This is a genomic window from Pseudazoarcus sp. NS34, assembly GCF_059703725.1.
In genome coordinates this window covers 317,893-330,929 of record NZ_BAAKIZ010000002.1, presented here as the reverse complement: position 1 = coordinate 330,929, position 13,037 = coordinate 317,893, and the positions used below count along the sequence as shown (strand labels likewise).

General features: G+C 65.6%; 10 protein-coding genes. 1 reads left to right on the top strand and 9 read right to left on the bottom strand.

The window, feature by feature from the left end:
* Positions 1-7 precede the first annotated feature (7 nt).
* Positions 8-1,522, bottom strand: coding sequence for a lysine--tRNA ligase (gene lysS, locus AC6H0N_RS07905; protein WP_497573551.1), 1,515 nt, complete (start codon positions 1,520-1,522; stop codon positions 8-10).
* 301 nt (positions 1,523-1,823) lie between these two features.
* On the opposite strand from lysS, the gene AC6H0N_RS07900 reads away from it, so the two are divergent.
* Positions 1,824-3,620: a methyl-accepting chemotaxis protein gene (locus AC6H0N_RS07900; RefSeq protein WP_497573550.1), complete on the top strand. Its 1,797-nt coding sequence runs from the start codon at positions 1,824-1,826 to the stop codon at positions 3,618-3,620.
* An 81-nt stretch (positions 3,621-3,701) separates the two neighbouring features.
* Here AC6H0N_RS07900 and minE read toward each other — a convergent pair whose 3' ends face one another.
* The 8 genes from minE to AC6H0N_RS07860 all read right to left on the bottom strand — a co-directional run bounded on the left by minE (position 3,702) and on the right by AC6H0N_RS07860 (position 12,970).
* Entirely contained in the window at positions 3,702-3,965 is a 264-nt protein-coding gene (gene minE, locus AC6H0N_RS07895) for a cell division topological specificity factor MinE (protein ID WP_497573549.1), read from the bottom strand.
* Between the two features lies 1 nt (position 3,966).
* Complete coding sequence (minD, locus tag AC6H0N_RS07890; RefSeq protein ID WP_497573548.1) at positions 3,967-4,782, bottom strand: septum site-determining protein MinD; 816 nt, start codon at positions 4,780-4,782, stop codon at positions 3,967-3,969.
* A 28-nt stretch (positions 4,783-4,810) separates the two neighbouring features.
* The gene (minC, locus tag AC6H0N_RS07885; protein WP_497573547.1) at positions 4,811-5,599 is read right to left on the bottom strand and encodes a septum site-determining protein MinC; all 789 of its coding nucleotides are present in this window, start codon (positions 5,597-5,599) and stop codon (positions 4,811-4,813) included.
* Between the two features lie 76 nt (positions 5,600-5,675).
* Positions 5,676-6,554 carry an Hsp33 family molecular chaperone HslO gene (hslO, locus tag AC6H0N_RS07880; protein ID WP_497573980.1) on the bottom strand — a complete coding sequence of 293 codons (879 nt, stop codon included), beginning with the start codon at positions 6,552-6,554 and terminating at the stop codon, positions 5,676-5,678.
* Positions 6,551-6,916 carry an ArsC family reductase gene (locus tag AC6H0N_RS07875; RefSeq protein WP_497573546.1) on the bottom strand — a complete coding sequence of 122 codons (366 nt, stop codon included), beginning with the start codon at positions 6,914-6,916 and terminating at the stop codon, positions 6,551-6,553. The genes hslO and AC6H0N_RS07875 overlap by 4 nt, the downstream gene beginning before the upstream one ends.
* A 27-nt stretch (positions 6,917-6,943) precedes the next feature.
* Complete coding sequence (locus tag AC6H0N_RS07870; protein WP_497573545.1) at positions 6,944-9,277, bottom strand: Tex family protein; 2,334 nt, start codon at positions 9,275-9,277, stop codon at positions 6,944-6,946.
* An 11-nt stretch (positions 9,278-9,288) separates the two neighbouring features.
* Positions 9,289-10,137, bottom strand: a complete 849-nt coding sequence (locus AC6H0N_RS07865) for a D-hexose-6-phosphate mutarotase (RefSeq protein ID WP_497573544.1) — start codon at positions 10,135-10,137, stop codon at positions 9,289-9,291.
* A gap of 148 nt (positions 10,138-10,285) precedes the next feature.
* Positions 10,286-12,970, bottom strand: coding sequence for a bifunctional acetate--CoA ligase family protein/GNAT family N-acetyltransferase (locus AC6H0N_RS07860; RefSeq protein ID WP_497573543.1), 2,685 nt, complete (start codon positions 12,968-12,970; stop codon positions 10,286-10,288).
* Between the last annotated feature and the right edge of the window lie 67 nt (positions 12,971-13,037).

Here is a 13,037-nt window from a genome sequence, read left to right as displayed (position 1 = left end):
GTTTTGCTCAGTCGGCCTGCGGCCGCATCTGCGGGAACAGGATGACATCGCGGATCGAGGCGGCGTCGGTCAGCAGCATCACGAGGCGGTCGATGCCGATGCCGCAGCCGGCAGTCGGAGGCAGGCCGTATTCCAGCGCGCGCACGAAGTCGGCGTCGTAGTACATGGCCTCTTCGTCACCGGCCTCCTTGGCTTTGACCTGCTCGAGGAAACGCGCGGCCTGGTCCTCGGCGTCGTTGAGCTCGGAGAAGCCGTTGGCGATCTCGCGGCCGACGATGAACAGCTCGAAGCGCTCGGTGATCTCGGGGTTGGCGTCGTTGCGGCGCGCCAGCGGCGAGACTTCGGCCGGGTAGTCGATGATGAAGGTCGGCTCCCACAGCTGGGCTTCGGCGCATTCCTCGAACAGAGAGAGCTGCAGCGATCCAAGGCCGGCGTGGGCATGCGGCTCGACCTTGAAGTCGGCGAGCTTGGCGCGCAGCCAGGCGGCGTCATTGAGCTGGGCGTCGGTGAAGCCGGGGTTGTACTTGTGGATGGCCTCGACGATGGTCAGGCGCGCGAAGGGGCGCGACAGATCGAGTTCCTTGCCCTGATAGACGAAGGTCTCGGTGCCCAGCGCTTCGCGCGCCGAGTGGCGGATCAGGCCTTCGGTGAAGTCCATCAGCGTGCGGTAGTTCGCGTACGCCTCGTAGAACTCCATCATCGTGAATTCAGGGTTATGACGCGGCGAGAGGCCTTCGTTGCGGAAGTTGCGGTTGATCTCGAAAACGCGCTCGAAACCGCCCACCACCAGACGCTTCAGATACAGCTCGGGCGCGATGCGCAGGAACATTTCCATGTCCAGCGCGTTGTGGTGGGTGACGAAGGGCTTGGCCGCGGCGCCGCCGGGGATGGGGTGCATCATCGGCGTTTCGACTTCGAGGAAGTTGTGACTCGTCATGTAGTTGCGGATCGACTGCACCATGCGGCTGCGCGCCACGAAGGTGAAGCGCGTCTGCTCGTTCATGATCAGATCGACGTAGCGCTGGCGATATTTCTGCTCGACGTCTGTGAGGCCGTGAAACTTGTCCGGCAGCGGACGGATGCTCTTGGTGAGCAGGCGGATTTCGGAGCACTTCACGGTCAGCTCGCCGGTACGCGTCTTGAACAGCGTGCCCACCGCGCCGACGATGTCGCCGATATCCCAGTGGCGGAACTCGTCGTAAAGCTCCTCGCCGACGGCGTCACGCGCGACGTAGCACTGGATGCGCCCGGAAACGTCCTGAATGGTGATGAAACTGGCCTTGCCCATGACGCGCTTGAGCATCACGCGACCGGCCACGCGCACTTCGACCGGCGTGGCTTCGAGCGCTGCCACATCCTTGTCGCCGTAGGCCTCGTCGAGTTTCGCGGCAAGATTCTCGCGCGAGAAGTCGTTCGGGAAGGCGCGACCGGACTGGCGCCACGCAGCGAGTTTCTCGCGGCGCTCGGCGATGATGTGGTTTTCGTCCTGTTGCGGGGCGGGGGCGTTGGTCTCGTCAGTCATGTATTCGGGTGCTCGATTCGTGTGCGGGGCAACATGCCCCGAATTTGTGCGCGATGTCAGCCACCTGCAAGCCGTTCGCAGCACAATGCTGCCGGAACGACGCCGCAGCGGCTGTCGCGAGGCCGCAGATTGTGGCATGGCCGCACGTGCCGGGCAAATGCCGCGCGACATGCCGCCCGATCCGTCCGGCTTTGCGTTTGCGGCAGGTCGGCATAAAGCGGGCTTCAGGATTTGTGTGATCGATCCGTTATGCAGCGAGGTGGCCTGCACAGAGCCACACAGTCGGGGAGGGGGAGAACCGATGGAGCGTTTAGCGCGCCTGTATGAGTCGATCGAGCAGACCTTCTGGTACACGCTGTCCAGAAAGCTCTCGAGCATATTTCTGCTGTTCGTCATCGATCTGGTCTACGTCGCCATCTACTGGCAGATCAAGAGCGTCGTCGGCGCCCAGCTGGCCGCCGGCGAGGTCTCGCCCGACGTAGCCGCCAGTGTGATGTCGGCCCTGCAGGCCGGGCTTGTGGCGTTTGCGGTGGTGACGTTGGTCGCTCTGGCGATCACGCTGGGACAGGTTCTCTATCTGCGTCATCTGATCGTGCGGCCGGTGCGCGAGATCACGCTGATCTTCGACGAGATTGCGCGTGGAGAAGGCGACTTCTCGCAGGATCTGCCGCTGCGCACGCATGACGAATTCCGTGAGCTGGCGCTGGCCTATAACCGCTTTGCCGAAAAGATGCGGGCGCTGATCAGCGAAGTGCGCGGCATGAGCGTGACGATTGCGGCCGAGGGCGTGCAGGTCAAGACGCGCGTGGACCAGTCGGCGGGCGATGCGCAGGCCCAGGGCCAGATGACCGACACGGTATTCAAGGTCAGCACGCGCTCCACCGAGGCCATCAACAGCGTGACCGAGGGCGCACAGCAGATCTCGTTGTCGACGAACGCAAACCTGGGCAGTGCGCGCAACTCACTCGACGAGATGCGCGACATCGCCGGCAAGATTGCGGCCGTCAGCGACAAGGTGCAGCACTTCAACCGCACCGTCGATGATCTGTCAGCGCGCTCCGAGAGCGTGCGCAAGATCGCTTCGCTGATCCGCGAGGTTGCCGAGCAGACCAACCTGCTGGCACTCAATGCCGCCATTGAGGCGGCGCGGGCGGGTGAGGCTGGTCGCGGCTTCGCGGTCGTGGCCGACGAGGTGCGCAAGCTTGCCGAGCGCGTCAATCAAGCCACCGGCGAAATCGAGGGCAACATCAACGGTGTGATCGAGCTGGTCGGCACGACACGCGCCGAGAACGCCGTCATTTCCGAGTCGGTGGCGCAGACGCGCGACGTAGTCGAACGTTCGGCCGGGCAGTTCGAGCAGATGGTGGGTGACTTCGAGGCCACCGGCAGCCAGTTGCAGCAGATCGCCGCAGCGATGGAATCGCTGTCGGTGACCAATGATGAAGTGCACCGCAACGTCACCGGCATTCACGAGCTGTCCGGCAAGGTGGTGAGCAACATGGCGGCCTCGGAAGAGGGCACACGGCGCCTGTCCAAGGCCACCGAAGAGGTGCAGGAACTGGTCTCACGTTTCCGTATCGGGCGCGGCGCCTTCGAGCACGCGGTCGAGCGTGCGCGCGATTTCCGTGACCATGTCCGACACGAGCTTGATCAGATGCAGCAGGCCGGCATCAACGTCTTCGACCGCAGCTATCAGCCGGTGCCGAATACCGAGCCGCAGAAGTACAAGGTCGTGTGGGGCGACGAATTCACGCGCCGCTGTCAGCAGTTGCTGGAGACCTGCCTGGCCTCGATTCCGGGCTGCGCCTTTGCTGTGGCGGTGAACACCGACGGCTATCTGTCGGCCCACAACCTGAAGTTTTCGCAGCCGCTGACAGGCGACCCCAAGATCGATCTGGTCGGCAACCGGACCTGTCGCAAGTTCACCAACCCGGCCGAAACGCGCGCTGCGACCAATACGCGGCCACTGCTGCTGCAGACCTATCAGCGCGATACGGGTGAGGTGTTGTGCGACGTGATCATGCCGATCGACGTCGGTGGTCGCGTGTGGGGCAATGTGCGGGTCGGCATGCCGGCGTCCGTGTTGGTCACGAACTGAGGCTGCGCCGGGGCGCTTTGCGCGCCCCGGGCAAGGTCGAGGTCAGTCAGGCGAGGGCGCCGCTGGCCTCGGCCTCAGTGCTCAGGAGACTTTCTGTTCCGGCAAGACAATGTTCACTTCGAGTACATCGCAGTTGTCCTGCTTTTCGAGGTGTACCTTGATGTCGTCCAGATCCACTGAAACGTACTTCGAAATCACTTCGAGCAACTCGCGCTGCAGCGCCGGCAAAAAGTCGGCCGAGGCGGAGGCCCCGTTGCGTTCATGCGCAATCAGCACCGACAGACGGTTCTTGGCGATCGAGGCCGTCTTCTTCTTTTCGCCGAAGAGTTTGGCAAGGAAAGACATGTTACTTGCCTCCGAACAGGCGCTGCATGAGGCCAGGCCGGACGTAATCGACGAAGCGCAACGGGCGCTCTTCACCAAGGAAACGCGCCACCACGTCGGTGTAGGCCTCGGACACATCCGTGCCCTTGAGGTGGATGGCCGGCGTGCCCTGGTTGGAGGCATGCAGCACCGATTCCGATTCCGGAATCACGCCGATCAGCGGCACGCGCAGCAGCTCCTGCACGTCCTTGTACGACAGCATTTCACCGTCTTCCACGCGCTTGGATGAATAGCGCGTGACCAGCAGGTGCTCCTTGACCGGCTCGCGGCCTTCAGCGGCGCGGCGCGACTTGGATTGCAGAATGCCGAGAATGCGGTCCGAGTCGCGCACCGACGAGACTTCCGGGTTGGTCGTGACGATGGCCTCATCGGCGAAGGTCAGCGCCAGCACGGCGCCGCGTTCGATGCCGGCGGGCGAATCGCACACCACGTAGTCGAAGCCCATGTGCTCGAGCTCCTTGAGCACCTTCTCCACGCCTTCCTCGGTCAGCGCGTCTTTGTCGCGCGTCTGCGAGGCCGGCAGGATGAACAGGTTCTCGCAGTTCTTGTCCTTGATCAGGCCTTGATTGAGCTTGGCCTCGCCATTGATGACGTTGACCAGGTCATACACCACGCGACGCTCGCAGCCCATGATCAGGTCGAGGTTGCGCAGGCCGACGTCAAAGTCGATGACGGCGGTCTTGAAGCCGCGCAGCGCGAGGCCGGAGGCGAAAGCGGCACTGGTGGTGGTCTTACCCACACCACCCTTGCCGGAGGTTACGACGACGACTCGAGTCACGTTGATTCCTTCCAGATGTCTGGCTGCATCAGTCGAGTTGCAGCGGTTCGATGTTCAAAGTGTTTCCCTTGTCCCCGGCGGTCATGCGCACGAGCGCCGGCTTGCCGGCGATCGCAGCCGGAAGGCCCTGATCGAAGGTGCGGTACACCCCTGCGATCGAGACGATTTCCGGGCCGAAATTGGTGGCCATGATACGCGCACGGTCGTTGCCCTGGGCGCCGGCCAGCGCTCGTCCGCGTAAGGGACCGTAACAGTGGATGCTGCCGTCGGCGATGACTTCGGCGCCGTTGCTCATGCCGGCCAGCAGCACCAGGTCGCCGCCGCGCGCATACACCTGCTGACCCGAGCGCACCGGGCGGTCTACGAACATGGTTGCAGCGTTGCCGGCAGCGCTGGCGCGCGCGGGTTCGGGCGCCGGCGCCGGCGCGGGCTTGGGGCGCGGCGGCGGTTCGGCAGGGGCCGGGCGCGCTGCGGCGCCGGCTTGCGTGCTGATGGCCGCGTTGAGTTGCGCGAGCCCCGCCTGGCGGGCTGCAGCAAGGTATTGCTCGGGCAATTTGCAGACGCCGATCGGCTGCAGCTGGAAGCGGCGGAACAGACTCAGCAGACCGGCCCAATCGATGCGCTCGGGCGCGTCACCAAGGTCGGAAAAGTCGAGAATGGCGGCCTCGCCCGCGAAGAAATCCGGACGTCCGCCGAGCATCTTGTGCAGATCGTCGGCGAGCATGTCGGGGCGCGTTTCACGCAGCACGGCCACGGTCGCCCCGATCGATGCATTGCGGAATTCGATGGAGCGGCGGGATGGCGGGGTTTTCGACATGGGAAGCGGTGGCCGTAAAAGCTTGCGAGTCTAATGACGGGGGCAGATTCGGGCAAGGGTGCCCGAGCTGCGCGGTTCAGTGCAGAGTCGGTGCCTGGCCGTCGTCGTCGGCGAGCAGTGCTTCAATGTCGTCTGCATCATAGCGGTAGGTGTGGTTGCCCATGTCGTCATGCACGACGACTTCACCGTGCTCCTCGAGGATGGACTGCAGTTCGTCCCGGCCCAGGCTGCGCAGCATGTCGTCGACGCGGGCGGCGTCGCGCGGCCAATGGTGAATCACCGGGCGCGGCTCATACACCCTTACATCCTCTTCGGCGAACAGACGGCCAAGCAGCTGTTCGGCGTCGAGGCCGAGCAGTTCTTCCGGTTTCACGGTCGAGGCCAGGTGGTGCACTCGGTTCCAGCCGTCCGCATCGCGTTCGTCGGCGCCGGGCAGCTTCTGCAGGAACAGGCCGGCCGCCGTGTTGCCGTCGCAGGCCAGCCACAGCCCGGCAGGCTGTTGCTCCGACTGCGTCAGATAGTGCTCGAACACTTCGGCGATGCTCGCGCCTTCCAGCGGCACCAGGCTGCGGTAGGGCTCGCGCATGCTTTCCATGTCGAGCGAGAGCTGCATGCGGCCGTCGCCGACGAGGGCCTGCAAGCCGTCTCCGGTGATCGGCCCGTCGACCTTGGCCATCGCGCGCAGATTCAGGGTTTCCGGGCAATCGACGACGAGCAGTCGCAGCGGCCCCTCGCCGTGAATCTGGAAGGTGATGCGGCCGGGCTGCTTGAGGTTGCTGCCGACGATGACCGACACCACGCACATCTGTCCGAGCAGGGTCGCGACTTCCGGTGCGTAGCCACGGTCGGCCTGCAGCGCCTGCCAGACGTCGTCGAGGCGCACCACTGCGCCGCGGATATCGAGTTTCTCGAGCAGGAAGCGTTGAACCTGCGAGGCGGGCTTGTTCACGTTCAGTCTCCGCGTTGCGCCAGCGCGACGTCGAAGCGCATCGGGTCGAAGCCGATCAGCAATTCGCCGTCGGGCGTCTCCAGCACCGGGCGGCGGATCACGCTGGTGTTGGCCATCATCAGCGCAATCGCGCCGGCTTCGTCGGCGATCGACTGCTGCTTGGGGCTGAGCTTGCGCCAGGTCGTGCCGCGCGTATTCACCAGCGCCTGCCAGCCCTCGGTCTGCGCGCACCAGCGCGCCAGCGTGGCGGCGTCGATGCCGACCTTCTTGTAGTCATGGAATTCATAGGCGATACCGGCTTCGTCGAGCCAGGTGAAGGCCTTCTTCATCGTGTCGCAGTTCTTGATGCCGTAGATGCGAACGCTCATGGTGTTCCCCTGATATGGATGCCGATTTTACTTGTCACCGCGCAGTGCGCGCGCCAGTGCGTCGGCCATCGCGCCCTCGGGCTTGCGTTCCTGCTTGCGCTGAGCTTGCGGGCGCTGCGGCTGGGGTTGCGGTTTCTTGGGTGCTGCCTCGCGCGGTCTGTCGGCCGGTTTTGCTGCGACTTTGGCGACAGCCGGCGCTTCGGCCAGCTTCATGGTCAGCGCGATGCGCTTGCGTGGCAGGTCGACCTCGACCACCTTGACCTTCACCACATCGCCGGCCTTGACCACGCTGTGCGGGTCGCGCACGAAGCGGTCGGACAGCATCGAGACGTGCACGAGGCCGTCCTGATGCACGCCGATATCCACAAAGGCGCCGAAGTTGGTGACGTTGGTGACCACGCCTTCGAGCAGCATGCCGGGTTCGAGATCCGACACCTTCTCAATGCCGTCGCGGAATTTGGCGGTACGGAATTCCGGGCGCGGATCGCGGCCGGGCTTTTCAAGCTCGACCAGGATGTCGCGCACGGTCGGTTCGCCGAAGCGCTCGTCGGTGAATTCGGCAGGTTTGAGCTCGCGCAGACGCTGCGTATTGCCCATGACCTCGCGCACGCTGGCCTGCACGCGGGCGAGAATGCGCTCGACCAGCGGATAGGCTTCCGGGTGCACGGCAGAGGCGTCGAGCGGGTCGGCGCCGTCGCGGATGCGCAGGAAGCCGGCGGCTTGTTCGAAGGTCTTGCGGCCAAGGCGCGCCACGTCGAGCAGACTCTTGCGCGAGCGGAAGGGGCCGTTGGCGTCACGGTGTGCCACCAGATTTTCGGCCAGCGCCGGGTTGAGGCCCGAGATACGCGCCAGCAGCGGCGCGGAGGCGGTGTTCAGATCAACGCCAACGGCGTTTACGCAGTCTTCCACCACGGCGTCGAGCATCTTCGCCAAGCGGCTCTGGTTCACGTCGTGCTGGTACTGGCCGACGCCGATGGATTTGGGGTCGATCTTGACCAGTTCGGCGAGCGGATCCTGCAGGCGGCGGGCGATCGACACCGCGCCACGCAGCGAAACGTCCAGCCCCGGGAATTCGCGCGCAGCGAGTTCCGAAGCCGAATACACCGAAGCGCCGGCCTCCGACACCATGATGCGGGTGACGGGCAGCTCGGGGTGACGCTGCATCAGCTCGGCGACAAGCTGGTCGGTTTCACGCGAGGCCGTGCCGTTGCCGATGGCGATGAGTTCCACGCCATACACGCGGATCATTTCGAGCAGGGCGGCAATCGCCGGCTCACGGTGGCGGCGCGGCTCGAAGGGATAGACGGTTTCGGTGGCGACCAGCTTGCCGGTGGCGTCGACCACGGCCACTTTCACGCCGGTGCGGATGCCGGGGTCCAGGCCCATGGTCGGGCGGCTGCCGGCGGGGGCGGCGAGCAGCAAGTCCTTGAGGTTGCGCGCAAAGACGCGGATGGCTTCTTCCTCACTGCGCTCACGCAAGGCGCCGACCAGTTCCAGTTCCAGATGCAGCGAGATCTTCACGCTCCAAGCCCAGCGCACGGTCTCGGCAAGCCAGCGGTCAGCCGGGCGGCTTTGGTTGCGTACCTTGAAACGCGCGGCAATGCGCGATTCGCACGGGTGCGGCATGCCTTCTTCCTGCGGCACCTCAAGCGCCACGCGCAGCACGCCTTCGTTGCGGCCGCGCAGCAGCGCCAACGCGCGGTGGGACGGCATCTTTGCCAGCGGCTCGCGGTGGTCGAACCAGTCGCGGAACTTGGCGCCTTCGCTTTCCTTGCCTTCGATCACACGCGCCACGACGTCGGCGTGGGCGTTCAGATAGTCGCGCAGCTCACTGAGCAGCGTGGCGTCTTCGCCGAAGCGTTCGACGAGGATCTGGCGCGCGCCGTCGAGCACGCTTTTCACGTCCTCGAAACCCGCTTCCGGGTTCAGGTAGGCGGCGGCTTCGTCTTCCGGCGCGCGGCTCGGGTCGGTCAGCAGCAGTTCGGCAAGTGGCTCAATGCCCGCTTCGCGCGCAATTTGCGCCTTGGTGCGGCGCTTGGGCTTGTAGGGCAGGTACAGATCTTCGAGGCGCTGCTTGGTTTCGGCCGCTTCGATCTGCGCGCGCAGGGCGGCGTCGAGCTTGCCCTGTTCGGCTATGGAGTTCAGCACCGTGGCGCGGCGGTCTTCGAGCTCGCGCAGGTAGCCCAGGCGCTCTTCGAGCTGACGCAGTTGCGTGTCGTCGAGCCCGCCGGTGACTTCCTTGCGGTAGCGGGCGATGAATGGCACGGTCGCGCCATCGTCGATGAGCTTGACGGTGGCGATGACCTGGCGCGGCTCGACGCCCAGTTCGGCGGCGATGCGGTGTTCGATGGAAGGCAGCATGGCGGCGTGGATCAGAGTTTGACGAGGGTCTGACGGCCGAACCACGAGTCGCCGGCGTCGAGCATGATCTTGTTGCGCGCGGCGGCTGATTCCACGCACAGGAAGTGGCGGAAGGCGTTGGACGGCAGGTCGGCGAACTCCTTGCAGCGGTGCTCCCACGGGTTCCACACCACGATGTCCGGAAAGCCTTCGGTGTTGATGCCAATCGAGCGGTTGCCGTCGCGCAGCAGCAGCGTGCGCTCGACGTCGTGATAGACGCGGTTCACCTCGTCCTCGACAACGATCACGTCGCCGCTGTCGCGCTTGATGCGGTTCTCATCGGTGGCGTCGCGGTACTCATAGCCGTTGAGGCCTTCGAGGCGGACGTTCTCGACCTCGCGCACGGCCAGATAGGTGTGCAGCGCGGCGGTGAAGGCAAACGGCGAGTGGCCGGTGTTCTCGACCTCGAACTCGATGTCGATGCGCTCGCCGCCGATGGCCACCGTCAGCTCGGCTTCGAACATGCCCGGCCACATGGCACGCGTGCGTTCGTCGTCGGTGAGCTTGAGCGTGATGATGGCGAAGTCGTCCCCGCCGCGCTGCTCGGCCAGCGTCCACACCGAGTCGCGCGCAAAGCCGTGCTGCGGCAGCTTGCCGAGCTTGGAGAATTGCGGAAAACACACCGGCACGCCGCCGCGGATCGGCGTCTTGCCGTCATACACGGCCTCTTCCGACAGATAGAGCTGGTCCAGACCGTTGGCTGGCGCCCACGACAGCACCTGGCCGCCGAAGGGCGAAACCACGGCACGTGCGCCGTCTCCCGACAGAACGGTGATGACCGGCTGTCCCTTGAATTCGGTTTGCTGAATGCTGAAAGGCATGGCTTCTCTGTAGTTCGGGCTAGGGCATGCAGGGCGCGCATGATACATGGCGCGGCCGGGCGGGATGAATCGCAGGTCGGCTATGCAGCGCAGGTGCGCCGCAAGCACCGCTGCATGCCAGATGCGCCTTGCACATCCGGCTCAGGAATTATGTGCGTTCACGCAGATCAAGGCTGCCTTGCCGGATGGATGGATCATCCGGGTCCGGGTGCAGTTCGAATCCGAGTTTTTCGACGAAGTGCAGCATGCGCTCGTTGCTGGCCAGGAAGACGCCATCCATGCGCACGAAGCCGCGTTTGCGGGCGGTGTTGATAAGCAGGTCCATCAGGCGGCGGGCGACGCCGCGATGCTGCCAGGCATCGGCCACGACGACAGCGAATTCGCAGGAGTCACGATCCGGGTTGGCGGCATAGCGGCACACGCCGATCTGCGTTTCGCGGCCGTTGTCGACGGTGGTGGCAACGAAGGCCATCTCGCGGTCGTAGTCGATCTGCGTGAGGCGGATGATCATCGCCGGCGACAGTTCGCGCACCGTGTTCATGAAGCGCTGGTAGCGCGTCTCGGACGACAGGCCGCGCACGAATTCGGTGGTCAGCGAGGCGTCTTCCGGGCGGATCGGGCGCAGCGTCACATGCGTGTGGTCGGGCAACTCCCAATCCGTCACGAGGTGCGACGGGTAGGGGTGGATCGCCATGTGCTCATAGCGCCCCTCGGACGGCGCTGCCGGCGAGATCACGATGCGCGCGTCGAGCGCCACGGCTCCGAATTCGTCGACCAGCAGCGGGTCGATTTCGAGCGCAAGGATCTCGGGCAACTCGCAGACCATTTCGGATACGCGCAACAGCACGTCTTCGAGCGCCTCGCGATTGGCGGCCGGACGCGCCGCAGAGGCGTCGAGCAGCGGCGCGACCGCGGTGGCCTGCATCAGGTCGTGGGCAAGAAAATCATTGAGCGGGGGCAGCGCATGGGCGCGCGTGCCGCCAGCGCGTCGCCCGCCGGCGCCGAGTCCGATCAGTGGCCCGAACACCGCATCGGTCCGCGACGAGACGGCCAGTTCGCGGCCGTTGCTGCGCACCACCATGGGTTCGATGGCAACGCCGCGCAGGCGCGCTTCGGGGCTGCTGCCGGACACCGCTTCCATGATGCCGAGCCAGGCATTTCGCACGGCGTCCAGGCTCGCCACGCCAAGGCGCACGCCACCGGCGTCCGTTTTTGAGGGCAGGTCGGGTGAGTCGATCTTCATGGCCACCGGCAGACCGATGGCCTGCGCCAGTTCCACCGCCTCGTCCTCGCTGGTTGCAACGCGCGTTGGCGCGACCGGAATGCCGAAGGCGGCCAGACAGGCCTTGGATTCGGTTTCGGTCAGCACCGAGCGCGATTCGGCCAGCGCAGCGTGGATGACCCGCGTGGCCGTGCTGATGTCGGGCGCGTCGAGATGCGACAGCGGGCCCGGCACCTGCATCAGCAGCTTCTGGTTGCGGTAGTAGGCCGAGATGTGGCTGAACAGCTCGACGGCCGGCTCAGGCGTGCGAAAGGTCGGGATGCCGGCCTTGTGGAAGACGTCGCGGCTGTCGCCGACGTGTTGCTCACCGACCCAACAGGTCACTACCGGCTTGCCGGCATCGCGGCCAAGTTCGGCCACGGCGCGTGCGACGTGGGTGGGGCGGGTGGTGGCCTGCGGCGACAGTAGCACCAGCACGCCGTCTACGTTCGGCCCGTCGAGCACCGCGCGCAGCGCGTCGCGATAGGTGTCGGCATCGGCGATGCGCCCGAGGTCGACGGGGTTGCCGCCGTTCCAGCGTTCGCCGAGCAATGCGGTGAGCTTTTCGCGCGTCTGCGGCGCGAAATCCGACAACGGAATGCCCAGGTCGGCCGCGCGGTCGGCGGCCATGAAGCCCAGACCGCCGCCGTTGGTGATGATGGCCAGCCGGTTGCCGCGCGGGCGGAAATCCGAGAACAGCGCGCCGGCCGCAGCAAACAGCTGATTGAGGTTGTACAGCCGCACCACGCCGCAGCGTCGGATGGCGGCATCGAAGGCCGCATCACCGCCAGCGGGCGTGCCGACCAGCTCGTGAATGGCTGCGGCGACCTGCGGATTGCGCCCGGCCTTGAGCAGCAGCACCGGCTTCATGCGCGCGGCGGCGCGCAGCGCGGTCATGAAGCGGCGCGGGTCGCGGATGCGTTCGATGTACAGAAAGATGCTCTCGGTGCGCGGGTCGGCCACGAGGTAGTCGAGCACGTCGCCGAAATCGATGTCGTGACTTGCTCCCACCGTGGCCACCGCCGAGAAGCCGACGCCGTGCGGTGTCGCCCAGTCCATCACCGCGGTGGCCAGCGCGCCCGACTGCGACAGCAGGCCGATGGACCCGTTGCGCGGCATGGTATGGGCGATGCTGGCATTGAGCCCGATCTCCGGGCGGATCACGCCCAGCGCGTTGGGCCCGAGCAGACGGATGCCGTGACGGCGTGCCGCTTCACGCAAGCGGCCAGCGGCCTCGCGGCGCTGTTCCGGCGGGTCGACGAAGCCGGCGGGCAGGATGGCGGCGCGGATGCCGACGGCGGCGCAGTCGGCGAGCAGATCGGGCACTTCCTCGATCGGTGTGCCGATTACGGCCAGATCGATCGGGCCTTTCGCTTGAGCGAGGGAGCGCACGCAGGGCAGGCCATGCACGCTGGATGTATCGGTGGCAACGACCGTGATGGGCCCGCGGAAGCGGCCTTCACGCAGGTTGCGCACGGCGATGTTGGCGATCGAGGCCTCGTCGAAACAGGGGCCAATCACCGCCACGTAGCGCGGCTGGAACAGGGGGGCGAGATAGTGGGTTTCGTTCATGCGCCGAAATGATGCAATGCAGCGACCCATGATAGCGGACTCACGCCTCGGGTGCCCAACCCCGGCG

Excerpts from the sequence above, each read along its gene's own strand:
- lysS (WP_497573551.1), bottom strand. The coding sequence starts at position 1,522 with ATGACTGACGAGACCAACGCCCCCGCCCCGCAACAGGACGAAAACCAC.
- AC6H0N_RS07900 (WP_497573550.1), top strand. The coding sequence starts at position 1,824 with ATGGAGCGTTTAGCGCGCCTGTATGAGTCGATCGAGCAGACCTTCTGG.
- minE (WP_497573549.1), bottom strand. The coding sequence starts at position 3,965 with ATGTCTTTCCTTGCCAAACTCTTCGGCGAAAAGAAGAAGACGGCCTCG.
- minC (WP_497573547.1), bottom strand. The coding sequence starts at position 5,599 with ATGTCGAAAACCCCGCCATCCCGCCGCTCCATCGAATTCCGCAATGCA.
- AC6H0N_RS07875 (WP_497573546.1), bottom strand. The coding sequence starts at position 6,916 with ATGAGCGTTCGCATCTACGGCATCAAGAACTGCGACACGATGAAGAAG.
- AC6H0N_RS07870 (WP_497573545.1), bottom strand. The coding sequence starts at position 9,277 with ATGCTGCCTTCCATCGAACACCGCATCGCCGCCGAACTGGGCGTCGAG.
- AC6H0N_RS07865 (WP_497573544.1), bottom strand. The coding sequence starts at position 10,137 with ATGCCTTTCAGCATTCAGCAAACCGAATTCAAGGGACAGCCGGTCATC.
- AC6H0N_RS07860 (WP_497573543.1), bottom strand. The coding sequence starts at position 12,970 with ATGAACGAAACCCACTATCTCGCCCCCCTGTTCCAGCCGCGCTACGTG.